The 23,057-nt window shown below is 69.6% G+C and carries 21 protein-coding genes; 15 read left to right on the top strand and 6 right to left on the bottom strand.

All coding sequences use genetic code 11. The annotated features are described in order from the left end of the window. Positions 1–50 precede the first annotated feature (50 nt). Genes ACE3TA_RS21550 through ACE3TA_RS21560 form a run of 3 tightly spaced genes read right to left on the bottom strand, consistent with a single transcriptional unit; the run spans position 51 to position 4,101 of the window. Complete coding sequence (locus ACE3TA_RS21550) at positions 51–1,580, bottom strand: DHA2 family efflux MFS transporter permease subunit (protein ID WP_374346705.1); 1,530 nt, start codon at positions 1,578–1,580, stop codon at positions 51–53. Positions 1,581–1,591: 11 nt separating this feature from the next. Continuing rightward, a complete protein-coding gene (locus ACE3TA_RS21555; protein ID WP_374576391.1) occupies positions 1,592–2,668 on the bottom strand; it encodes an HlyD family efflux transporter periplasmic adaptor subunit in 1,077 nt (358 codons plus the stop codon). Positions 2,669–2,691: 23 nt separating this feature from the next. Continuing rightward, positions 2,692–4,101, bottom strand: coding sequence for an efflux transporter outer membrane subunit (locus ACE3TA_RS21560; protein ID WP_374576392.1), 1,410 nt, complete (start codon positions 4,099–4,101; stop codon positions 2,692–2,694). Between the two features lie 120 nt (positions 4,102–4,221). Here ACE3TA_RS21560 and ACE3TA_RS21565 point away from each other — a divergent pair, with 120 nt between their 5' ends. Together ACE3TA_RS21565 and ACE3TA_RS21570 are read left to right on the top strand one after the other, a co-directional pair. Next, positions 4,222–4,836 carry a TetR/AcrR family transcriptional regulator gene (locus ACE3TA_RS21565; protein ID WP_374576393.1) on the top strand — a complete coding sequence of 205 codons (615 nt, stop codon included), beginning with the start codon at positions 4,222–4,224 and terminating at the stop codon, positions 4,834–4,836. A 28-nt stretch (positions 4,837–4,864) separates the two neighbouring features. Continuing rightward, entirely contained in the window at positions 4,865–5,986 is a 1,122-nt protein-coding gene (locus ACE3TA_RS21570) for a patatin-like phospholipase family protein (RefSeq protein ID WP_374576394.1), read from the top strand. Positions 5,987–5,998: 12 nt separating this feature from the next. Here the strand turns inward: ACE3TA_RS21570 and tpiA are convergent, their stop codons facing one another. Continuing rightward, positions 5,999–6,742, bottom strand: coding sequence for a triose-phosphate isomerase (gene tpiA / locus ACE3TA_RS21575; RefSeq protein ID WP_374576395.1), 744 nt, complete (start codon positions 6,740–6,742; stop codon positions 5,999–6,001). A gap of 163 nt (positions 6,743–6,905) precedes the next feature. On the opposite strand from tpiA, the gene ACE3TA_RS21580 reads away from it, so the two are divergent. The 8 genes from ACE3TA_RS21580 (at position 6,906) to ACE3TA_RS21615 (ending at position 16,332) form a co-directional block, all read left to right on the top strand. Further along, positions 6,906–8,849: a SurA N-terminal domain-containing protein gene (locus ACE3TA_RS21580; protein WP_374346710.1), complete on the top strand. Its 1,944-nt coding sequence runs from the start codon at positions 6,906–6,908 to the stop codon at positions 8,847–8,849. Then, complete coding sequence (trpE, locus tag ACE3TA_RS21585; protein WP_374346711.1) at positions 8,846–10,378, top strand: anthranilate synthase component I; 1,533 nt, start codon at positions 8,846–8,848, stop codon at positions 10,376–10,378. Before ACE3TA_RS21580 ends, trpE begins: the two co-directional genes overlap by 4 nt. Positions 10,379–10,383: 5 nt before the next feature. Continuing rightward, positions 10,384–11,028 carry a PepSY-associated TM helix domain-containing protein gene (locus tag ACE3TA_RS21590; protein WP_374576396.1) on the top strand — a complete coding sequence of 215 codons (645 nt, stop codon included), beginning with the start codon at positions 10,384–10,386 and terminating at the stop codon, positions 11,026–11,028. A 148-nt stretch (positions 11,029–11,176) separates the two neighbouring features. Next, on the top strand, positions 11,177–13,495 hold the full coding sequence (locus tag ACE3TA_RS21595; protein WP_374576397.1) for a TonB-dependent receptor: 2,319 nt from the start codon (positions 11,177–11,179) through the stop codon (positions 13,493–13,495). Then, entirely contained in the window at positions 13,485–14,615 is a 1,131-nt protein-coding gene (locus ACE3TA_RS21600) for an alpha-hydroxy acid oxidase (protein ID WP_374576398.1), read from the top strand. The genes ACE3TA_RS21595 and ACE3TA_RS21600 overlap by 11 nt, the downstream gene beginning before the upstream one ends. Before the next feature lie 8 nt (positions 14,616–14,623). Then, positions 14,624–15,304 carry a Fe2+-dependent dioxygenase gene (locus tag ACE3TA_RS21605; protein ID WP_374576399.1) on the top strand — a complete coding sequence of 227 codons (681 nt, stop codon included), beginning with the start codon at positions 14,624–14,626 and terminating at the stop codon, positions 15,302–15,304. Between the two features lie 48 nt (positions 15,305–15,352). Next, the gene (locus ACE3TA_RS21610) at positions 15,353–16,054 is read left to right on the top strand and encodes an energy transducer TonB (protein ID WP_374576400.1); all 702 of its coding nucleotides are present in this window, start codon (positions 15,353–15,355) and stop codon (positions 16,052–16,054) included. An 8-nt stretch (positions 16,055–16,062) separates the two neighbouring features. Further along, entirely contained in the window at positions 16,063–16,332 is a 270-nt protein-coding gene (locus ACE3TA_RS21615; protein WP_374576401.1) for a PepSY domain-containing protein, read from the top strand. Between the two features lie 67 nt (positions 16,333–16,399). Here the strand turns inward: ACE3TA_RS21615 and ACE3TA_RS21620 are convergent, their stop codons facing one another. Then, on the bottom strand, positions 16,400–16,615 hold the full coding sequence (locus tag ACE3TA_RS21620) for a hypothetical protein (RefSeq protein WP_374346718.1): 216 nt from the start codon (positions 16,613–16,615) through the stop codon (positions 16,400–16,402). A 79-nt stretch (positions 16,616–16,694) separates the two neighbouring features. On the opposite strand from ACE3TA_RS21620, the gene ACE3TA_RS21625 reads away from it, so the two are divergent. The 5 genes from ACE3TA_RS21625 (at position 16,695) to lexA (ending at position 20,844) form a co-directional block, all read left to right on the top strand. After that, positions 16,695–17,285, top strand: a complete 591-nt coding sequence (locus ACE3TA_RS21625; protein WP_374576402.1) for an aminodeoxychorismate/anthranilate synthase component II — start codon at positions 16,695–16,697, stop codon at positions 17,283–17,285. Continuing rightward, positions 17,285–18,304: an anthranilate phosphoribosyltransferase gene (gene trpD, locus ACE3TA_RS21630; RefSeq protein ID WP_374576403.1), complete on the top strand. Its 1,020-nt coding sequence runs from the start codon at positions 17,285–17,287 to the stop codon at positions 18,302–18,304. Before ACE3TA_RS21625 ends, trpD begins: the two co-directional genes overlap by 1 nt. Then, a complete protein-coding gene (trpC, locus tag ACE3TA_RS21635; RefSeq protein ID WP_374576404.1) occupies positions 18,301–19,089 on the top strand; it encodes an indole-3-glycerol phosphate synthase TrpC in 789 nt (262 codons plus the stop codon). Before trpD ends, trpC begins: the two co-directional genes overlap by 4 nt. 74 nt (positions 19,090–19,163) lie before the next feature. Continuing rightward, positions 19,164–20,024, top strand: a complete 861-nt coding sequence (locus tag ACE3TA_RS21640; protein WP_374576405.1) for a hypothetical protein — start codon at positions 19,164–19,166, stop codon at positions 20,022–20,024. 124 nt (positions 20,025–20,148) lie between these two features. Further along, complete coding sequence (gene lexA / locus ACE3TA_RS21645) at positions 20,149–20,844, top strand: transcriptional repressor LexA (RefSeq protein ID WP_374576406.1); 696 nt, start codon at positions 20,149–20,151, stop codon at positions 20,842–20,844. Here the strand turns inward: lexA and ACE3TA_RS21650 are convergent. Next, positions 20,825–22,975 carry a ComEC/Rec2 family competence protein gene (locus ACE3TA_RS21650; protein ID WP_374576407.1) on the bottom strand — a complete coding sequence of 717 codons (2,151 nt, stop codon included), beginning with the start codon at positions 22,973–22,975 and terminating at the stop codon, positions 20,825–20,827. The two genes, lexA and ACE3TA_RS21650, sit on opposite strands and share 20 nt — an antisense overlap. Between the last annotated feature and the right edge of the window lie 82 nt (positions 22,976–23,057).

Raw genomic sequence — 23,057 nt, forward strand, 5'->3', positions numbered from 1 at the left:
CAAGGCGCGCGCATGACCATAGCTAGGTCATGGCGCGCGGATGACAAGGCTTAGTGGCCGCCGCCCATCGCCGCGCCGGGGCGCGGACGCGGGGCCAGCCAGATGAAGCAGGCCGCGAAGATGAACACCGCGGCGGCGGCCCAGAACATGGCCGTCGTCGACAGCATGGTCCCCTGCTGCTGGACCATCCGCTCCAGGCTGGCGAGGGCCTGGGTGTGGGTGAAGCCCGCCGCCTCCATCTTGGCGACGGTCCCGGCGGGATCGTTGAGCTCGCCGGCCAGCATGGCCCGCTTGGCGCTGGCGGTGTTCTCCCAGGAGGTCGTCATGATCGAGGTGGCGAAGGCCGCCCCCGTGGTGCGCAGGAAGTTGGACAGGCCAGAGGCCGCCGCTGTCTCCTCAGGGTTCACGCTCCCCATGGCGATGGTGTTGGTGGCGATGAAGAAGAACGGCATGCCGAAGCCCAGGGCCAGCTGGGGCGCGGCGATGAACCAGAAGCCGACATCGGTGGTGTAGAAGGTCCGCCACAGAGAGATCAGCCCCATCCAGGTGACCCCGAAGAAGGTCAGGTAGCGGGGGTCGAACCGCTGGGCCAGGCCCGCCACCACCGGCGACATGACCACCGCCAGGACCCCGGTGAAGCAGCCGGCGTAGCCCGCCCAGGTGGCCGTGTAGCCCATGGAGGTCTGCAGCCACAGCGGCAGCACCACAACGCTGGAGAAGAAGGCCCCGAAGCTGAGACTGATGGTCACCACCGCGACCGAGAAGCCGCGATGCCGGAAGACCCGCAGGTTCACGATGGGGTTCTTCTCGGTCAGCTCCCAGATCAGGAAGGCGCAGAAGCCGATCGCCGCGGTGACCGCCAGGGTGATGATGACCGGCGAGGCGAACCACTCCAGCTCCTTGCCCTTATCGAGCATGATCTGCAGGGCGCCGACCCAGACCACCAGCAGGGCCAGGCCCACGCCGTCGACCTTGATCCGCCGGGTCGGGGTGTCATGGGCGATCAGCGCCCGGTAGCCGAAGATCCCGACGAAGGCCGCCACCGGGATGTTGATGAAGAAGATCCAGCTCCAGTGGATATTGTCAGAGATCAGCCCGCCCAGGATCGGCCCGGCGATGGGGGCGACCACCGTGGTCATGCTCCACAGGCCCATGGCCTGGGGCGCGCGGTTGCGCGGGAAGATGTGCAAGAGCAGGGTCTGGCTCATCGGCATGATCGGGCCGCCGCAGAAGCCCTGGGCGACCCGGAAGGCCACCAGCATGGCGAAGCTGGGCGCCAGGCCGCAGAGCATCGAGAACACCCCGAAGCCGGCCATGGCGAAGGCGAACACCCGCACCGGCCCGAACCGCTGGGCCAGCCAGCCGGTCAGGGGCACGGTGATGGCCTCGGCCACATTGTACGAGGTGATGACCCAGGTGCCCTGGCTGGGCGACACCGCCAGCGAGCCGGCGATATGCGGCACCGAGACGTTGGCGATGGTGGAATCCAGCACCACCATGAAGTTGGCGAGCCCCAGGAGCAGGGTCGCCATCAGGAGCTGTGCGCCCCTTAGCGGCTGAACGTCAGTGTCGGCGGTCACGGCGGCCTCTCCTACTTTTCGGAGATGTCGATCGCGGCCTTCATGGACAGACCCACCCGCAGGGGATGATCCGCCAACTCCTTGGGATCCAGGGCGATCCGCACGGGCACCCGCTGGACCACCTTGATCCAGTTGCCGGTGGCGTTCTGGGCCGGGATCAGGGCGAAGGCCGCCCCGGTTCCGCCCGCCAGGCCAACGACCTTGCCGTGGAACTTCACCTTGGAACCGTAGATGTCGGAGACCAGTTCAACCTCCTGGCCGGGCCGCACCTTGCGCAGTTGGCCCTCCTTGAAGTTGGCCTCCACATAGGCGCGCTGGACCGGGACGATCTTCATCAGCGGGGCGCCGGTGGCGACCTTCTGGCCGATCTCCACCGAATTGCCGGTGACCACGCCGTCGACCGGGGCCTTGACCACCGTGCGGGCCAGGTCGAGCTCGGCCTGGGCCACGCGGGCGCGGGCGGCGGCCACTTCCGGATTGTCGGCGATCCCGGCCCCGGCGATCAGGCTGTTGGCGGCCTTCTGCTGTTCACCCGCGGCGACGGCCTGGGCCTGGGCCTGGGCGAAGGCGGACCGGGCGGAGGCGAGCGCGGTCTCGGCCGCGGTCAACTCGTCACCGGACACAGCGCCGGCGCCGGCCAGGGCCTTGCGGCGATTGTATTCCACCTCGGCCCGGCGGAGCTCGGCCTGGGCGCGGGCGATGTCGGAGGCGCGGGCCTGAGCCTGGGCGGCGAGGGCCTTGTCATTGGCGAAGTACTGCCGCACCCGGCGCTCGGTCTGATCCAAATCCGCCCGGGCCCGGGTCAGGGCGTAGCGGTAGTCCGCCGGCTCGATGACCGCCAGGACGTCGCCCTTCTTCACCACCTGGGTCTCATGCACCGGCACGGAGACCAGGGCCCCGCTGACCAGGGCGGTGACCTGGGCGGTGCTGGCCTGGACATAGGCGTCCTCGGTCTCGACTTGCTTGGAGCCGACGAACAGCCAGTAGATCAGCCAGATGACGCCCACCGTGCCGACCACCATGGCCAGGACAGTGAACAGGCGACGACGGCGGTCATTGGCCGGGGCGGGAGCGATTTCTTGGGACATGGGAAGTCCTTCCGGGGAGGAATTCAGGCGCGGAAGCCGCCGCCGAGGGCGCGGACCAGGCTGGCGTCAAGGGTGAGCGTGCGGGCCTCAAGCTGGGCCACGGCGCGGCGTTGGGCGATGACGGCGTCTTCCGCCGACAAGAGCACGATGTAGGTGGACAGGCCGCCCTCGTAGCGAAGGCGGGCGACCTTGTAGGCCGCCTCCCCCGCCTCCAGCGCCTCGCGGGCGGCGGACAGGCGAGCTTGCAGGGCGCGTTCGCCAGCGGCGGCGTCAGCCACCTCCTGCAGGGCCTGGACCAGGGTCTGGTCATAGGCGGCGACGGCGGCGTCATATTCCGCCCGCGCGCCGCGATAGCCGGCGCGGATCGCCCCGCCCTCGAAGATCGGCAGGCTGAAGGCGAGCCCGACCTGACCGATGTCCGAGCCGGAGCGGGTCAGCATGTCGAGGCCCAGGGCGTTGACCCCCGTAAAGGCCGCCAGGTTGAGGTTCGGATAGAAGCCGGCCCGGGCGACATCAATGCGGCGGGCGGCGGCCTCGGCGCGCAGCCGGGCCGCGGTCAGGTCCGGACGCCGGCCCACGAGGTCGGCGGCCAAGTTGGCCGGCAGGCCAGTCTGAGCGGCCGCGTTCACGTTCGGCCGGGTCAGGGCGAGCCCGCGGTCCGGACCGGCGCCCAGCAGGGCCGCAATGCGGTTGCGGGCGACCGCCAGTTGCTCGTCCAACGCCGCGAGGTCCTGGCGGGCGGCGGCGGCGGCGGCGCGGGCCTGGTCGGTTTCGCCCCGGTTGGCCGCGCCATGGGCGAGCTTCTGGGCGACCAGGTCGGCAGTGGCGGCGCGATTGCGGGCGGCGGCGTCAGCGGCCTCCCGCTCGGCGCCCAGCCGTGTGAAGTCTGCATAGGCCGAGGCGAGCGAGGTGGTCAGGATCAGGCGCGCCTGGGCGGCGTCGGCCCGCGCGGCCTGGGCCTCGGAGGTGGCGGCGGCCAGGGCGGCGCGATTGCGGCCCCACAGGTCCAGGTCGAAGCCGGCGTCGAGCTTCACCTGGCCGGTGTCCTTGTAGCCCTCGGGCACGAAGGCCCTGGGGAAGCCGGCGTTGTAGCTCTGCTTGTTCTCTGCCGCATAGCCGCTGAGGGACAGGCTGGGCAGGGTCGCGCCGCGGGCCTTGTCGGCCCCGGCTTCCGCCGCCCGCAGCCGCGCCGTGGCCTGGGCCAGGCTTGGAGAGCCTTGCAGCGCTTCGGCCATAAGCTGGTCGAGTTGGGGATCGGCGTAGGCGGACCACCAGCTATCAGCCGGCCATTCCGCCGCTGGGGCCGAGAAGGCCTTAGCCGTGGCGAAGCCGCCGGCTGTGGCCGGCCTGGGGGCTGCGCCGAGTTCGGGGATGGCCGCGCAACCGGAAAGCGCCAAGACGCCCGCAAGCACGGGAAGGAGAGTTCGGGACATGCCGCGCCTCGGGGAGAAGTTGCGGAGAAATTCAGGGTCGCTTTACTGACCGTACGGTACGGTCATATATTGGACACGAGGACGCCGTCAAGCTACAAGCCTGACCCAATCGGAGGATCGATGGCCGCCCCCCTACCCAAGCGAGACGACCGACGCCGGGAGACGATCCTGGAGATCGCGCGCGACGTGTTCATGATGCAAGGGTTCGCCGCCACCTCGATGTCGGCCATCGCCACGCGCCTGGGCGGCTCGAAGGGCACGCTCTACAACTACTTCAAATCCAAGGAAGAATTGTTCGGCGCCGTGGTCGCCAGGGAGTGCGCCGGGCTTGCCGCCTCCCTGTTCGAAAACGTGCCCCCGGACGGCGAAATGCGCCAGCGCCTGACCCACTTCGGCAGGGTGATCCTGAGCCGCCTGCTGGAGGATGGCCCGATCCGGCTACAGCGCATCATCGTGGCCGAGACGGAGCGCTTTCCGGAGATCGGCGCAGCCTTCTACGAATCGGGGCATCGCCAGATCCAGGACCGGCTGAGCGCCTATATGGCCGCCGATATCGCCGCCGGCCGCCTGAGCGAGGCCGACCCGCATGTCGCCGCGGCCCAGTTCAAGGATCTGGTGCTGTCCAACATCCACCAGCAGAAACTCTGGGGCGTCCTGGGTGACTTTACCGACGAACACCTGGAAGCCCACGTGGATCGGGCTGTCGAGACCTTCCTGAAGGCCTACACCCCCTGACCTTCTGAAACCCGGCTCAGGAGCCCCCATGCGACGATGGCTGGTCGTCCTCCCCCTTCTGGCGGTCCTGCTCAGCAGTTGCGGCACCATCTCGCGTGAGATGTTCACGGAGAAGGACCTGGCCGCGGCGTCCCCGGAAGGCCTCTCCGAGCTGCGCTTCAACGCCAAGGATCAGGCGGCGGTGCTCCGGTTCGCGCAGTCGGTCACCGCCCGCCAGCAGGCCGAGCGGCCCTTCAACGCCCTGTCGATCTCCGGCGGCGGCGCCAATGGAGCCTATGCCGCGGGCTTCCTGGCCGGTTGGACCGCGCACGGCGACCGTCCGGAGTTCGACCTGGTCACCGGGGTCAGCACAGGCGCCCTGGCCGCGCCGCTGGCTTTTCTAGGACCGACCTACGACAGCCGGCTTCGCGAGGCCTATCTGAGCCGCGAGGTGAGCCGGATCATCAGCCGCAAGAGCGCGGCGATCTTCTCGATCCCTGGGCTCTTCCGATCAGACGCCCTGCGCGAGCTGGTCGAGACCTACGTCAATCTCGACCTGCTGAACCAGGTGGCGGCGGAGCATCGCAAGGGCCGTCGCCTGCTGGTGGCCACCACCAACCTCGACACCGAAGAGACCATCATCTGGGACATGGGCGCCATCGCCATGGGCGGCGACGAGAAGGCGGTGAAACTGTTCCAGGATGTGCTGATCGCCTCGGCCAGTATCCCCGGCGTGTTTCCGCCGGCCCTGATCCAGGTCAGCGGCTCGGGGCGCGCCCTGTCCGAAATGCACGCCGACGGCGGGATCAGCACCCCGTTCTTCATCGTGCCCGAGGCCCTGTTGCGCTGGACCGCGCCGGAGACCCAATCGAGCTCAGCGCGGGTCTATGTGCTGATCAACGGCCAGATCGGGACCAGCTTCGGCTTCACCAAGGGCAACTCCCTGGCGATCCTGGCCCGCGCCTACGACGCCTTGAGCAAGGCCCAGGCCAGGGTCCAGCTGACCGCAAGCCAGGCCTTCGCCGACCGGAACCAGGCCGAACTGGTCTACAGCGCCATCCCCAGCGACATCGAGGCCGACAGCCTGAACTTCAAGCCGGACAACATGAAACGGCTCTACGACTACGGCTATCAGCGCGGCCTGAAGGGCGACGCCTGGGAGACCAAGTAGCGGCCCCTGGCGTCAGGCCGCCTTGATGATGCCCAGGAAGTCCTCGGCCTTCAGCGAGGCGCCGCCGACCAGGGCGCCGCCCACTTCGTCGGCATGCAGGATTTCGGCGGCGTTGGAGGGCTTCACCGAGCCGCCATACAGGATCGCGACGCCAGCGCCCTGATCGCCGAACTGCTCCACAAGGGTGGCGCGGATGGCGCGGTGGACTTCCTCGATCTCCGGCGTGGTGGGCGTCAGGCCGGTGCCGATGGCCCAGACCGGCTCATAGGCCACCGTGAAAGCCTTGCCAGCCAACTCGGCGGGCAGAGAGCCCCTCACCTGCCCCGTGACGATCTCCAGCGCCTTCCCGGCCTTGCGTTCCTCAAGGGTCTCGCCGACGCAGACAATCGGCTCCAGGCCCGCGCGCAGGGCCGCGCCCACCTTGGCGGCCACCACCGCATCGGTCTCGCCATAGCCCGAGCGCCGCTCCGAGTGGCCCAGGATCACCAGAGCCGCGCCGGCGTCGATCAGCATCTCGGCCGCCACGTCGCCGGTGAAGGCGCCCGACGCCTCGGCGCGACAGTCCTGCCCCCCCACAGCGACCTTGGACCCTGCCAGGGCCTCGGCGGCGCGGGCCACCAGGGTCGCCGGCGGACAGATCGCCACCCGGGCGCTGACGCCATCCAGGCCAGCGGCCACCGCCTTGGCCTCACCGAGAGCCGCGGCCATGCCGTTCATCTTCCAGTTGCCAGCGATCAGGGGGGTGGGTTTGGACATGACGGCCTCGATTTTGTCGATTTCGCACGGCGGTTAAGGCGCCAGAAGCCGACTGTCACCCCGCTTCAACGCTGTCCGGACATCGGCGCGGCTTGCGGGTCGGGAGCGGCCTCAACTATACCCCGCGTTCCAAGCATCGCCCGAAGCGGCGGAGAAGGTTCAAATGATCGCCAGTTTCCGCGCCTTCGCGAAGTCGTGGTTCGCCACCCTCCTGATCGGGCTGCTGATCGTCAGCTTCGCCGTATTCGGGGTCCAGGACGTGTTCCGCGGCCGCATCAGCAACTCGGTCGTGACGGCTGGGTCTCGCACGGTCACCCCGCAACAGTTCAAGCGGGAGTTCGATTCGTACCGCAAGGGCCTGGAGCAACAGGTCGGCCAGCCGGTCACCCAGGAGATCGCGATCGAGAACCATCTCGACGCCCGTCTGCTGGAAGAACTCGCCAACCAGGAAGGCTTCGCGGCCCTGCTGGGCAAGATCGGCCTGAAGCCCGCCGACAGCCTGATGAAGGCCCAGCTGGAAAAGATCCCGGCCTTCTTCGACCAGGTCTCCGGCCGCTTCGACAAGACGCTCTATCTGCAGAAGCTGGGCGAGAACCAGTTCACCGCGCCCGAGTTCGAGCAGCGGATGCGCGACGACATCGCCCAGAACCACTTCGCCTCCGGCATGGTCAACGGCATGCGCGTGCCGCGCGCCTACACCGCGCTCGGCGCCGTGATGGACATGGAAACCCGTGACGTCGGCTTCTTCCCGGTCGATCCGCGCAGCGTGGCTCAGCCGGCCCTGCCGACCGACGCCCAGCTGACCCAGTTCATGAAGGACAACGCCGCCCAGCTGATGCGGCCCGAGTTCCGGGTGCTGACGGTGGTCAAATTCAGCCCGTCCATGGTCAGCCAGAACCTGCCCATCGACGAAGCTGAGCTGAAGAAGCGCTTCGACTATCGCAAGGACACCCTGTCCCAGCCGGAAACCCGCACCGTGGCCCAGATCCCGGTGAAGGACGCCAAGACCGGCCAGGCCGTGGCCCAGCGCCTGAGCAGCGGCGAGAACCCGAGCCTTGTGGCCAAGTCGGTCGGCGCCGAAGCCATCATCTATGCCGACAAGCCGCGCACCGCGATCGCCGACTCCAAGGTGGGCGCGGCGGCCTTCTCCCTGCCCCGCGGCGGGGTGTCGGTGGTTCAGGGCGACCTGGGCACTGCGGTGGTCATCGTGGGCGCCATCACCCCCGGCCACACGGTCACCCTGGAAGAGGTTCGCCCGGCGCTCGAGGCCGAGCTGCGCAAGGACGCCGCCGCCCAGAAGGTCTACGACATCAGCCAGGCCTATGACGACGCCCATGCCGGCGGCGCCAGCCTGGCCGAAGCCGCCAAGAAGGCCGGTGCCCCGACCATCACCCTGGGTCCGGTCACGGAACAAGGCCAGGGCCTGAACGGCCAGCCTGTCCCCGGCGTCACGCCCCAGATGCTGAAGACCGCCTTCGCCCTGGCCGCCGGCACCGACAGCGAGATCGAAGACGCTGGCCAGGGCGAGTACTTCGCCGTCCGCGTCGAGAAGGTGATCGGCAAGGCGCTGCCGCCGCTGGCCGAGGTCAAGCCGCAGCTGGTCCGCGTGTGGATGCTGCGCGAGATGACCAAGCGCCTGCAGGCCAAGGCCGATGAACTGGCCGCCCGGGTCAAGAAGGGCGAGAGCCTGGAAGCCGTGGCCGGCTCCGTCGGCCAGCGCGTGGTGCGCGTCACCGGCCTGGACCGCCAGAACGCCGCCCAGAACCAGACCCTGTCGCGCGACGCCCTGGGCAAGGCCTTCAACCTGCCCAAGGGCGACGTGTTCACCGCCGAGAACGGTCAGGCCTTCGGCCTGGTGGTGGCCAAGCTGGAAGGCGTGCACGCGCCGTCCGGCTCGACCCTGGCCCGCGCCACCGAGGACATGCGACCGCAGGTGACCATGGCCCTGTTCCGCGAGTTGGGCGCCGACGCCCGTCGCTACGCCCGCACCGAACTGAAGGTGAAGGTGAACACCGACCAGGCGCGCGCCGCCCTGGGCCTGGAGCCCGAGGACACCAAGGGCAAGGGCGACAAGGCCAAGACCTCCAAGTCGGAGAAGGACCAGTGACGATCGAACCGGCCCAGGCGGACTTTGAGGCGAAATACGCGCTCGGGGCCTCGCAGGTCGTCTGGACCCGTCTGATCGACGATCTCGAGACCCCGGTCTCGGCCTATCTGAAGATCGCCCAGGGCCGACCCTACGCCTTCCTGTTCGAGTCGGTGGAGGGCGGCGCCTGGCGGGGCCGCTATTCCGTCATCACGATGAACCCGGACCTGGTCTGGCGCTGCCGCGGCGACGTCGCCGAGGTGGCGGAAGGCGCGGACATCGAGGCCGGCCGCTTCACGCCTCAGGCGGGCGGCGCGTTGGACTCCTTGCGCGACCTGGTGGCCGCCAGCCGCCTGGACCTGCCGGCCGGCCTGCCGCCGATGTCGGCGGGGGTGTTCGGGGCCATCGGCTACGACATGATCCGGCTGGTGGAGAAGCTGCCGAACGTCAATCCGGACCCGCTCGGCCTGCCCGACGGCCTGATGACCCGGCCCTCCATCGTCGCCATCTTCGACGCCATCGCCCAGGAGATCATCCTGGTCACAACGGTGCGCCCGTCGGCCACCCCGGCCGCCCAGGCCTACGCCGAGGCCCAGGCCCGGCTTGAGGCCGTCATGGCCGACTTCCGCAAGCCCGCCCCGCCGCTGACCGGCAAGGGCGCGCCCCAGCCCGACCAGTTCACCACCCCGGTGAGCCGCGAGACCTATCGGGGCATGGTGGAGAAGGCCAAGGAATACATCCGGGCCGGCGACATCTTCCAGGTGGTGCCCAGCCACCGCTTCCGTGCGCCCTTCGCCTATGAGCCCTTTGCGCTCTATCGGTCCCTGCGGCGGATGAACCCTTCGCCGTTCCTGTTCTACCTGAACTTCGGCGACTTCCAGCTGGCAGGCTCCTCGCCGGAGATCCTGGTGCGCCTGCGCGACGGCAAGATCACCATCCGCCCCATCGCCGGCACGCGGCCGCGCGGCGCGACGCCCGAAGAGGACCGCCGGCTCGAGGCCGAACTGATCGCCGATCCCAAGGAACGGGCCGAGCACCTGATGTTGCTGGACCTGGGCCGCAACGATGTGGGTCGCGTGGCCATGCTGAAGGCCCAAGGCGCCAACCAGGCGGCGCCGGCCAGCCGGGCGCCGCGGGTGCGGGTGACCGCCAGCTTCTTCGTCGAGCGCTACAGCCACGTGATGCACCTGGTCTCCAACGTCGAGGGCGACGCGCCGGAGGGCCTGGATCCGGTGGACGTGCTGATGGCCGCCCTGCCCGCTGGCACCCTGTCCGGCGCGCCCAAGGTGCGGGCCATGGAGATCATCGACGAGCTCGAGATCGAAAAGCGCGGCATCGCCTATGCGGGCGCGGTCGGCTATTTCGGCGCCGACGGCAGCGTCGACACCTGCATCGTCCTGCGCACGGCCTGCTTCAAGGACGGTCAGGTCTATGTCCAGGCCGGCGGCGGCGTGGTGGCGGACTCCGATCCCGACGCCGAGTACGACGAGACCCTGCATAAGGCGCGGGCTATCCGCCGGGCGACCGAGGAAGCCTGGCGGTTCGTCTGACCGCGATGGCCGAGCCGTCCGCGCCCCGCCCATCCCGCGCCCTGCGCCTGGTCATCGCGCGGGAGCTTCGGCGCTGGCACTGGATCGCTTCGGCCCTGTGCCTGGCCCTGCTGCTGATGTTCGCGGCCACCGGCCTGACGCTCAACCACGCCGGAACCTTTGAGCCGGAGCCGCGGGTCACCCAGGCCCGGGCTCTCGCCCCCGCCGAGGTCCAAAGCGCGCTGGCGGCCGGGCCATCTGAGGGCGAGGCTCCGCTGCCGCCACAGGCCCGCGCCTGGCTCGACAAGCAGTTCAAGGTCCGGACCGGGGACGCCGCCGCGACCTGGAGCGCGCACGCCGTGGAACTGGTCCAGCAGCGGCCCGGCGGCCAGACCACCGTCGTCATCGACCGGCCCGGCGGCGCGACCCTGGTGGAGACCGAGGCCCGCGGCCTGATCGCCGCCGCCAACGACCTGCACACCGGGCGGTATTCGCCCAGGGCCTGGAACCTGCTGATCGACGCCTTCGCCATCGCCTGCCTGGTCTTCGCGGGCACAGGACTGGGCCTGCTGCTCACCAACGCCCGCGCCAGGCCGGTGACCTGGCCACTGATCCTTGGCGGGATCGCTATCCCCCTGGGCCTCTGGCTGATCGCCGCCCACGGGCTCTGAACCGGGGCTATTGACCCACATCAAGGCGCGACGCAGTTGCGACTGCAATTGCGAATACGTCGCGATTATGGCTTGCAACTGCGAATGCCTCGCAATACCACGACACCCGAAATGAGCCTCCTCAGCTCAGCCAAGGGAATCAGTATCGATGAGCGTTTCACGGACCACCGCACGCCAACCGGCCAGCCTTCGCCTCGCCGCCGCGCCCCTGACGGCGGGCGCCATGCTGGGCCTCGCTGTCTCCATGCTGGCCCCGGCTGACGCCGCCGCCCAGGAAGCCGCCGGCGAACTGGCCACCGTGAAGGTCGAGGACACCGCCATCGACCCGAACCCGAACGCCCAGCTGGGCGTGCCCTACAAGGCCAAGACCTCGGGCGACGAGCGCCGCACCCGCCCCATCGCCGAGACCCCGACCACCCTGCAGGTCCTGACCAAGTCGGCCATCGACGACGCCGGCTACAGCTCGCTGTCGGAGATCCTGGACGCCCAGCCGGGCATCACCCTGGGCACCGGTGAGAACGGCAACGCCTTCGGTGACCGCTACATCATCCGTGGCCAGGAAGCCCGCAGCGACGTGTTCGTCGACGGCCTGCGTGATCCCGGCATGACCATCCGCGAAAGCTTTGCGGTCGAGCAGGTGGAGATCACCAAGGGCCCCAGCGCCACCTTCGCCGGGCGCGGCGCGGCCGGGGGCGCGGTCAACGCCATCACCAAGCAGGCCAACAGCGCCTTCAACTTCGGCAAGGCCGACCTGGCCGTCGGGACCGATGACCACGTCCGCGCGACCCTGGACGTGAACCACTCCTTCGGTGAGACCTTCGCCGTCCGCGGCAACCTGCTCTACGCCCGCGAGGACGTGCCCGAGCGTTCGCCAGCCAATCGCGAGCGCACCGGCCTGGCCCTGTCGGGCCTGTACGCCCCCACCGACAAGCTGAGCGTGACCGTGGACTATTACGGCCTGCGCGCCGAGGACCTGCCCGACCTGGGCAGCTGGCTCTACAACAAGCAGCCCAACAAGCACGCCCCGGTCTACGCCCAGTCCCAGGACTTCCTGAAGTCGGACGTGGACACCTTCACCGCCCGCGTCGACTACAGCTTCAGCGACGCCGTCCGGCTGAAGAATCTTCTGCGCTATGGCAAGTCGGACAACAGCTACCTGATCACCGGCGCGCGCGGGACCCTGACCTCGGCCAATGCGCCGGGCGGCGCCTATCTGTCGGCCACCCTGTCGACCCACCAGGGCTGGCAGGAGGTCGAGTACCTGGCCAACCAGACCGACCTGTTCATCGACGCCGAGCTGTTCGGCCTGAAGCACCAGCTGGTCGCCGGGCTGGAATACACTGACCACAAGGTGCTGAACGGCGTCTTCGCCAACACCAACACCGGCGCCTTCAACTGCGCCTCGGGCACGAGCACGACCCTCAACGCCTACTGCATCTATGACCGCACTGGCGCCATCGCGCCGAACCTGTCGACCCTGATGGGCCGGAAGGCGGTCAAGGGGACCTGGGACACCGACTGGGGGGTCAAGACCCTGTCGGCCTACCTGATGGATACGGTTGATCTAAGCGACAAGCTGACCCTGTTCGGCGGGGTGCGGGTGGACAGCTTCGACTTCGACCTGGCGACCCAGAACACCACGACCCTGGCCCGCGCCGACTACGCCTATTCTGACACCCTGAGGAACGGCCACCTGGGCGTGACCTATGACCTGGCCCCCGGCCTGATGGTCTATGCCAGCGCCGCCTCGGGCGCCGACATCAATGGCGGCGAGTCCGACGTGGGCACCTCCAGCGGCTACGGCGGCACCGTGATCTACAACGGCAAGGTCGCCGGGGCGAAGCCGGAAAAGTCGCTGAACCTCGAGCTTGGGGCCAAGTGGAACGTCCTGGACGAGCGCCTGCTGCTTACCGCCGCGGCCTTCCAGTCGACCAAGAAGGAGGTCATGGAGGGCGCCGACTACTCATCGGTCGGCACCTTCAACACCGGCAAGAACCGCGTCCGCGGCGTCGAGCTCGGCGTCAGCGGCCAGATCACCGACGCCCTGTCCGTCGTCGGCGGCGTGACCTGGATGGAAGCAGAGGTCCTGGCCTCGGCCACCCCGGCCAATGTCGGCAAGACCCTGTCCAACTTCGCCGACGTCTCGGCCTCGCTGCAGGCCAAGTACGAGATCCGCGAAGGCTTCTATGTCGGCGGCGTGATCAAGCACGAGGGCAAGCGCTATGGCGGCCAGCCCGACACGGCGGCGGCCTATTCGACCACCGACGGAACCTATAGCCAGCCGGTCCCGGCCTATACGACCCTGGACCTGTTCGCGACCTATCGGATCAACAAGGACCTGCAGGCCAAGGTGAACCTGGGCAACGTGACGGACGAGAACTACTACCTCGCCGTCTATCGGTCGGGCGCCTTCCTCTACAAGGGCGATGGTCGCAACGCGCGGCTGACGCTCACCTATGAGTTCTGATCCCGCCCGGATCGGACCTGGAGCGGGCCTCGCCACGGCGCGGCCCGTCCTTCCCGCAGGCGTGTACTGCGCCCAGGACTATGAGCGCCTGGCCGAAGAGCGCCTCAGTCCCGCGGTGTTCGCGCACACCGCGGGCGGGTCCGGCGGCGAGGCCGCCCTGGGCCGCAACCGAAGCGCCTTCGAGGCCGCGGTGACGACGCCGCGGATGCTGGTGGACTTCGACGGCGCGAACACCCTGGTGCGGGCCGCTGGGCTCGACCTGCCGCATCCGATCCTGCTCGCGCCCCTGGCCCACCAGGGGCTCTATCATCCGAAGGGCGAGCTTGAGACGGCCCAGGGCGCGGCCGTTGTCGGCGCAGGTCTTGTCTGCAGCACCCTGTCCTCCAACACCCTGGAAGACATCGCCCGCGCCGCTGGCCCGGCCCGCTGGTTCCAGCTCTATCTCCAGCCTGACTGGGCGGTGAGCCTGGACCTGGTCCGCCGCGCCGAGGCGGCCGGCTACCAGGGCCTGGTGCTGACGGTGGACGCTCCCGTCCAGACCCCCAGTCTGCGGGCCCTGCGCGCCGGCTTCACCGGCGAGGGCAGCATCGCCGCCAACCTCACAGCCTATCCCGCCCCTGCGACGCCGACCCTTTCATCCGGCGAAAGCCGGGTGTTCGGCGGCCCGATGCGCCTGGCGCCGCGCCTGCAGGACATCGCCCGGCTGAAGGCCGAGACCGGCCTGCCGCTGTGGATCAAGGGCGTGCTGCATCCCGAGGACGCGCGCCAGTTCCTGGCCGTCGGCGCCGACGGCCTGATCGTCTCCAACCACGGCGGCCGCGCCTTTGACGGGGCGCCGGCGGCGCTGAGCGCCCTGCCCGCGGTCCGAGCGGCGGTGGGCGATACGGTTCCGGTCCTGATGGACGGCGGCGTTCGGTCCGGCCGCGACGTCTTCACGGCCATCGCCCATGGCGCCGACGCGGTCCTGATCGGGCGGCTGCAGGCCTACGCCCTGGCCGTCGCCGGCGCCCTGGGTGTCGCCCACATGATCCGGCTGCTGCGCGAGGAGCTGGAGCTGAACATGGCCCTCGCCGGCTGTCCCGACCTCGCCGCCATCCGCCGCCTTGGCGCGGCCACCTAGAGCGCCCCATGCTGATCGCCATCGAGAACCTGCTGTCCAAGTCCGAGGTCGCCGCCCTGCGCGAGCGTCTGGATGTCGCCGCCTGGCAGGACGGCGCGGCGACTGCCGGCGGGATCGCGCGGCGCCAGAAGCGCAACCTCCAGCTCGACGACGCCGCAGAGCCCGCTCGCAGCCTCAGCCAGGAGGTGCTGCGCCGCGTCCGCGCCCACCCGACCTTCATCTCCGCCGCCCTGCCGCGGAAGATCTATCCGCCCAAGTTCAACCGCTATGAAGGCGGCGGCGAGTACGGCGCCCATGTGGACGGCGCGATCCTGCAGACCCTGGCCGGCGAGACCCTGCGCAGCGACCTGTCAGCGACCCTGTTCCTCGCCGAGCCCGACACCTACGAGGGCGGCGAGCTGCAGATCGAGGGTCCCTTCGGCGTCCAGGAGGTGAAGCTCGAGGCCGGCGCGATGGTCCTCTATCCGTCAAGCAGCCTGCACCGAGTGACGCCTGTCACCCGCGGGGCGCGGGTCGCCGCCTTCTTCTGGATCGAGAGCCTGGTGCGCGACGATGGCGACCGGACCCTGTTGTTCGACCTGGACCGGGCGATCCAGGGCCTGACGGCGACGGTCGGCCCGGACAACGCCGAGCTCGTGCGGCTGACCCACGTCTATCACAACCTGCTGCGCCGCTGGGCGGCCACCTGATTGCAGTTGCGACTTCAAATGCGAATGAGTTTCATGTAGGCGAGAGCCATGTCCCTGATCGCCACCGCCCCGGATCCAGAACTGCCCAAGCTGCGGCTGTCCCTGCCACCGCGAAACTGGCTGATCGCCGGCGGCATCGCCGCCGTGGTCCACGTCATCCTGCTGATCGTTCTGATGGCGGTCCGCGCAGAGCAGATCCAGGCCAGGCCCGACCCCACGATGGAGGTCTCGCTGATCCCGGCGGCGGCCTTCATGCCCCAGGACCTGAAGCGCCCGCCGACCGCCCCGACCCCGCCGAAGCCGGAAACCCGCCAGCCCGAGCTGGAGCAGGCGCGTCCCACGCCCACGCCGGAGGTCATGCCCGAGGTGACCCGCGCCGCCGCCGTGGTCCCCTCGCCCGCCCCCAGCCAGGCGGACGCCCCGGCCGCCGCCGCGCCGCCCGGCCCGCCGGTTCCGGCGACGACCCCGCCCAGCTTCACCGCGGCCTACCTGAACAATCCCGGCCCCCAGTACCCTTATGAGGCCCGCGTGAAGCGCCACGAGGGGATCGTCCGCCTGAAGGTGCTGGTCTCGCCTGAGGGGCGCGCCGAGCAAGTCACCATCGAGCGCTCCAGCGGCTATCCGGCCCTCGATGACGCGGCCCTGGACGTGGTGAAGCGCCGCTGGCGCTTTGTGCCCGCCAAGCAGGACGGCCGGGCCGTCTCCGCCTGGGTCATCGTGCCGATGGCCTTCTCCCTCAAGACCCGCTGAGGCTTCCCATGCGCCACTTTCTTGCCCTCGCCGCCTTCGCCACCGTCCTCGGGCTCGCCGGGGAAGCCGCCGCCCACGGGGACGTGAAGTGCGAGGCGACCCGCGCCGACCGCCGCCCCTCCATCGACCTGCAGAAGATGCTCAAGACCCAGGGTTGGACGGTGCGCAAGATCGTCGTGACCAACGGCTGCTACGAGGTCTACGGCTACGATTCCAGCAATCGCCCGGTCGAGGTGTTCTTCGATCCCAAGACCTTCGAGCGTGTCCCCGCCAAGTGACGGACTAATTCATAAGTCTAGAGCGTGATGGCCGCCGAAACCGGCCTCCACTTTCGGCTATCACGCTCTACCGGCTCGACTGCACCACATGCTCGGTGATGACCGGCGGGGCCATAATCATGGCGGTCGCCAGCATCAGGGCCGACGCCGCCGCCAGCGCCGCGGCGCCCAGCACCGGCCAGGTGCTGTCCTTAGGCAGGGGCTGGGAGAGCAGGCCCCGGGCCCGGGCCATGGCCCCGGTCTCCAGCGCAGGACCCGGCAGGTGGGAATCGGTCGTCGACATGGCGTCAGGCTCGCGCCTTCCCCATCTCCATGCAATGCGAAGACTTGGCGCAGGGCCAAGCGCGGCCTAGAGGTGAAGCATGATCCTGGTCATCGATAACTACGACAGCTTCACCTACAACCTCGTCCACTATCTCAATGAGCTGGGCGCGGAGACGGTGGTCTATCGCAACGACGCCCTTAGCGTCGCCGAGGCCTTCGGCATGAAGCCGCAAGGGGTGCTGCTGTCACCCGGCCCCTGCACGCCGAACGAGGCCGGCATCTGCCTCTCGCTGATCGAGTCCGCGCCGGCCGACCTGCCGATCCTGGGCGTCTGCCTGGGCCACCAGTCCATCGGCCAGGCCTTCGGTGGCGAGGTGGTCCGCGCCCAGGCCCTGATGCACGGCAAGGTCAGCCCGATCCATCACACCGACAAGGGCGTGTTCCACGGCATGCCCAACCCCTTCACCGCGACGCGCTATCACAGCCTGTCGGTGAAGCGCGAGACCATGCCCGACGTCCTGGAAATCACCGCCTGGACCGACGACGGCGAGGTCATGGGCTTCCAGCACAAGACCCGCCCCATCCACGGCGTCCAGTTCCACCCTGAGTCCATCGCCACCGAGGGCGGCCACCACCTGTTGGCCAACTTCCTGGCCCTGGCCGGCGTGCAAGTTCCCGCCGAGGCCTGATGTCGGACATCTTCAAGCCGCTGCTCGGCCGTCTCGCTGACGGCGCGACGCTGAGCGAGGACGACGCGCAGGACTTCTTCGCCGCCTGCCTGCGCGGCGAACCCACCCCGGCGCAGATCGCCGCCGCGGTCACCGCCATGCGCCTGCGCGGCGAGACGGTGGGCGAGATCACCGCCAGCGCGCGGGCCATGCGCCGCGCCGCCGTGGCGCTGGACGTGCCCTATCCGACCATCGATGTCTGCGGCACCGGCGGCGACGGCCTGCACACCCTGAACATCTCCACCGCCGTGGCCTTCGTGGCCGCCGCCGGGGGCTTGAAGGTCGCCAAGCACGGCAACCGCGCCATGTCGTCCAAGTCCGGCACCGCCGATGTCCTCACCGAACTCGGCGTCGATATCGCCGCCCCCTCGGCCGTGCAGCTCAAGGCCCTGGACGAGGCCGGTGTCTGCTTCATGTTCGCCCCGGCCCACCACGGCGCCATGCGCCACGTCTCGCCGATCCGCGCCGAGCTAGGCTTCCGCACGATCTTCAACCTGCTGGGCCCGCTGACCAATCCGGCCGGCGCCAAACGCCAGGTGCTGGGCGTGTTCGCCGACCGCTGGGTCGAGCCCCTGGCCCGTGTCCTTGGCGCCCTGGGCGCCGAACGCGCCTGGGTGGTCCACGGCGGCGGCATGGACGAGATGACCATCACCGGCGAGACCAGCGTCGCCGAATGGCGCGACGGCCAGGTGCGGCTGTTCACCATCACGCCTGAGGCCGTGGGCCTGCCCCGCGGCGCCCTGGCCGACATCACCGGCGGCAGCCCGGCGGAGAACGCGCTGGCTCTGCGCGAGATGCTGGGCGGCAAGGCCGGCGCCTACCGTGACATCGTGCTCCTGAACGCCGCCGCGGCCTTCCTGGTCGGCGACCGGGTCGAGACCCTGCGCGAAGGCGTCGAGTTGGCCGCCAAGGTCATCGACGACGGATCGGCCCTGGCCGCCCTGGACACCCTGGCCCAGATCACGAGCGCCCCCCGATGAGCGACATTCTCGACAAGATCGCCGCCTACAAGCGCGATGAAGTCGCCGAGCGAAAGGCCGCCCGGTCCTATACCGACCTGGAAGGCGCCGCCTTCGCCGCCTCGGCCCCGCGCGGGTTCAAGGCCGCCCTGGAGCGCAAGCACGCGCCTGGCCGCCTGGCCCTGATCGCAGAGGTCAAGAAGGCCTCGCCCTCCAAGGGCCTGATCCGCGCCGACTTCGACCCGCCGTCGCTGGCCGCCGCCTATGAGCGGGGCGGCGCGGCCTGCCTGTCGGTGCTCACCGATACGCCCAGCTTCCAGGGCGCCGACGCCTACCTGGCCGCAGCCCGCGACGCCACGAGCCTTCCCGCCCTGCGCAAGGAGTTCCTGGTCGATCCCTGGCAGGTGGCCGAGAGCCGCGCCCTGGGCGCCGACGCCATCCTGGTGATCATGGCCATGGTGGACGATAGCCTCGCCGCCGAACTGCTGGCCGAGGCCAAGCGTTTCGGCATGGACGCCCTGGTCGAGACCCATGACGAGGACGAGGTCGTCCGCGCCGTGAAGCTCGGCGCCGACCTGCTGGGCGTCAACAACCGCAACCTGCGCACCTTCGAGACCGACCTCGGCATCACTGAGCGGCTGGCCGACCTGATCCCGGGCGACGCGCTGCTGGTCACCGAAAGCGGCATCTTCACCCCCGCTGACGCCGCCCGGCTGGAGACGAGCGGGGCCAAGGCCATGCTGGTCGGCGAAAGCCTGATGCGGCAGGCCGACGTCGAGGCTGCGACGCGGGCCCTCCTGGGCTGATGACGCCTGCCGAGAGGGTCGCCGCCGCCAAGACCGCCCAGGCCGGCAAGGCCCTGGTCGCTCCAGGCGGCTGGGTGTTCCTGGTCAACGACACCAATGACTTCCTCAGCTGGCAGTTCGGCGCCTCGCGCTGGACCCCCGACGAGCAAGCGGTGGTTGAGTCCAACATGGCAGAGCGGCTGAACCGGCTGGCGCCCGCCGCCTATCTGATGGTGGTCACCCCGGAGAAGAGCGTGCCCTATCAGGCCCTGCTCCCGCACGGCCTGGCAGCCGTCCCGCCCGCCCCGGACCGTCCCGCGCCCTGGCTCGCGCGCCGATTCCCTCAAGCCTGCCTCTATCCCGCAGATCGGCTGACAGCGCTCCAGACGCACGGTCTGCTCTATTTTCGCGGCGACACCCATGTGAATGGCCTGGGCGCCTTTCATCTGTACCGCGAGACGATCCTGAAGCTGCGCGCCCAGGGCGCGCAGATCCCGCCGCCCCTTGAGTTCGGCATGCTGAAGCCCGCCGCCATCGGCTTTGAAGGCGACGTCTATGTCCAGATCGATCCGGAACAGAAGGCCGTCTTCGACGCCGATCCCGACAGTGGCCGCTGGAATGACATGCTGGAGATCGCCCTCGCCTTCAGCATCCGTCCCGGCCGGGCGCGCGCCCACCAGGTCGAGCCGGTCGGTCTGGGCGATGTTCGAGCCCGCGAACTCGCCGTCTACGCCCACGAGGACCAAAGTCTGCCTCGCGCCCTGATCTTTCGAGATTCCACGGCCACCCACCTCGTGGACTTCATGGCCCAGCACTTCTCGCGGTCAGTGTTCGTCTGGCACGATCGCGACGTCGCCGCCGACCTTGTGGAGCGCGAACGCCCCGACATCGTGGTCCACTTTATCGCCGAACGCTTTCTGGCGACCTATCCGCGGCTCTCCGCCTTGAGTCGCTGAACCGCCCCTTCACCGTCGGAAAAAGCCCTGAAAGATCAGCGGGCTTGTGGGTAACTTGACATTAAGGAAGAACGCTTAGAGAACAAAGGCAGGGTTTTCGCTTTGTTCCCTCGAGGTCGCCGTCATGCTCACCCGCAAACAGCACGAACTGCTCATGTTCATCCATGAGCGGATCAAGGAGACCGGCGTTTCGCCGTCCTTCGATGAGATGAAGGAGGCCTTGGACCTGGCGTCCAAGTCCGGGATTCACCGGCTGATCACCGCGCTGGAAGAGCGCGGCTTCCTGCGCCGCCTGCCGCATCGCGCCCGGGCGCTGGAAGTGGTGAAGCTGCCGCAGCAGGCCACGACCGCCGCCCCGCCCAAGGGCCGCAGCCCCTTCAAGCCGCAACTGGTGGAGCCCGGCGAGGGCGCGCCGGTTATGGCGGCCGCCAACGACACCCGCGACCTGCCCGTGCTGGGCAAGATCGCCGCGGGCACCCCCATCGAGGCCATCCAGCAGGAGCGCGACCGCCTGCCCGTGGCCGAGACCATGCTGGGCGCAGGCGAACACTTCGTCCTCGAGGTCCAGGGCGACTCCATGATCAACGCCGGCATCCTGGACGGCGACTATGTGGTGATCCGTCGGACCGATGCGGCCACCTCCGGCGACATTGTCGTGGCCCTGGTCATGGGCGAGGAAGCCACCCTGAAGCGGCTGCGCAAGAAGGGCGCGTCCATCGCCCTGGAGGCCGCCAATCCGGCCTATGAGACCCGCATCTTCGGCCCCGACCAGGTGCAGGTGCAGGGCCGTCTGGTCGGCCTCATCCGTCGCTATCACTGACGCCCCGGGTCCAGGGCCTGTCGCCGCGCAGGGGCTGGGCCCAGACCACCCGCCAGCCGGCCGCCGTCCGGTAGAGCTCGGCTGATCCCCCTTTGCGGAAATCCGCTTCGCCCAAGACCAATCGTCCTGGGCAGGCGTCGGGGGCCACCTCTCCCCGGATCACGATGACCTCGGCGCTGGCGCAAAAGGCCGGCAGCTTCTTGTCGATGGTCGAGGCGCGACGGGTCCAGACCGCAGCCACCGAGGGCGCGCCCGGACGCGGCAAGCAGGACCAGCGGTCACAGTCATAGCCACCATCGCGCCTCGCCAGATCGATCTCCGGCGTCTCACCGACCGTCAACCCGCGTCGGCGGGCCCAGATCTCCGCCCCGAACCGCTTCACATCCGGCCTCAACAGGATCGCGGCCTTCTGAGCCCGCACCGCCAAAGTCGCGCCGTCGGCGGAGATCCAAGCGTCCGGCGACGGCGGCCGGGGCGCGAGCGTCACCGCAAGGGCCAAGGGCAGGCCAAACCAGCGCAGCGGCCCCCGCCACAGGCACACCCAGAGCAGCCCGAGGAAGGCCGCCGGCAGGGCCCAGACTGGGGCGCTGGCCACCACCAGCTGGGCGCCGGGCAGCGACGCGGCGGTCGTGGCCACCCTGTTCATCAGCTCAATGCCAAACCCCGCCGCCGCCAGGGGCGCCTCGCCCAGGCCCAGGGGCGCGAGCACCGCGCCGACCGCCAGGGCTGGCATCATCAGGAAGGACGAGATCGGAGCGACCACGAGGTTGGCCACCAGGCCGAAGGTCGAGACCCGGTTGAAGTGCTGCATGGCGAAGGGGCCCGTCGCCAGGCCGGCGACGAAGCTCGCCGCCAGGCTGGCCAGCAACCACTGGCCGGTTCCCTGGACGAAGCGGATCGGCCAGGGGGTGTTGATCTCGCGGATCGGGCGCGGCCAGAGCTCGGCGAGCGCCACCAGGGCCGTGGTGGCCGCAAACGACATCTGGAACCCGGGTTCGGTCACCGCCTCCGGCTGCAGGGCCAGGATGGCGATCGCGGCGATGGCCAGGGTGCGCAGGCTGATCGCCTGGCGGTCGAACAGGATGGCGGCGAAGGCGCAGATCGCAGTGATCGCCGCCCGCTCCGCCGGGCTGGGCGCGCCGGACAGGGCCAGGTAGGCCAGCACAGCGGCCAGGCCGAACAGCGCGGCGACCTTCTTGCCTGACACCCTGAGCGCCAGCCACGGCCAGGCGGCGACGAACAGGCGCGCCGCCGCAAAGGCGAAGCCCCCGACGATGGCCATGTGGAGGCCGCTGATCGAAATGATGTGGGCCAGGCCCGCGGCGCGCAGGGCGTCGACCTGGGCCTTGCGAATGAAGGTCTCATGTCCCGAGACCATGGCGGCGGCCAGCCCGCCCTCCTCCGGTCCCAGCACCTCGACGATGCGAAGGGCGAGCGCCCAGCGCCAGGCGTTGACCTGCATCTGCAGCCGCAGCGGCCAGGGCGCGGCGCCCGGGTCGGCCAGGACCTCCGGCGCGGTCAGGGCGAAGCCCACCCCACCCACACCCTCGAAGAAGGCGTCGCGGGCGAAGTCATAGGCGCCTGGGCTGGCTGGCGGCGGCGGCGGATTGAGCATGCCCTTGAGCCGGATCACCTGGCCTGGCGCCGGAATGGGTGTGTCTGGCCGCAGGGTGATGCGGGCGCGGATCGGGGTGTCGGCGGGCGCAAGGCCGCTGACCGAGATCGGGGCCAGCAGCAGGCGCGGCCCGCCCTGGCCTGGGCTCGCCACGTCCAGCACATAGGCCTGGACGACCTGAACGCCGCGCCCGTCCGGCGCGACCGGCGCGCGCACGGCCTCGGTGCGCAGCTTGGCCAGGGCGAAGCCCAAGAGGGCGCAGGCGCCCAGCACCAGCACCACCCGCGCCAGCGGCGGCAGGACAAGGCGCGACCTTAAGGCCAGCAACAGGCCCGCCGCGATCAGCACCGCCCAGGCCAACAGGGCGATAGGCTCACGCGGCAGGCTGAAATAGATCGCAGCTCCACAGCCTATGGCGACCGGCGCCCACAGGGCCCGCCGCTCGGCCTGCGCCGCCAGTTGGCCGCGGACCCAGGCCCGCGCCGCCGCCGGGCTAGGAGGCAGGCGAATCCCCATGCTAAGAGGCGCGCCATCCGCAGCGCCCGCGGCGCCGCTCCCCTCACCTACAGTCGAAGCTTCGATGTCCGACCGCCCCGTC

The sequence above is a fragment of the Phenylobacterium sp. genome, assembly GCF_041916435.1.
Lineage (GTDB): Bacteria > Pseudomonadota > Alphaproteobacteria > Caulobacterales > Caulobacteraceae > Phenylobacterium.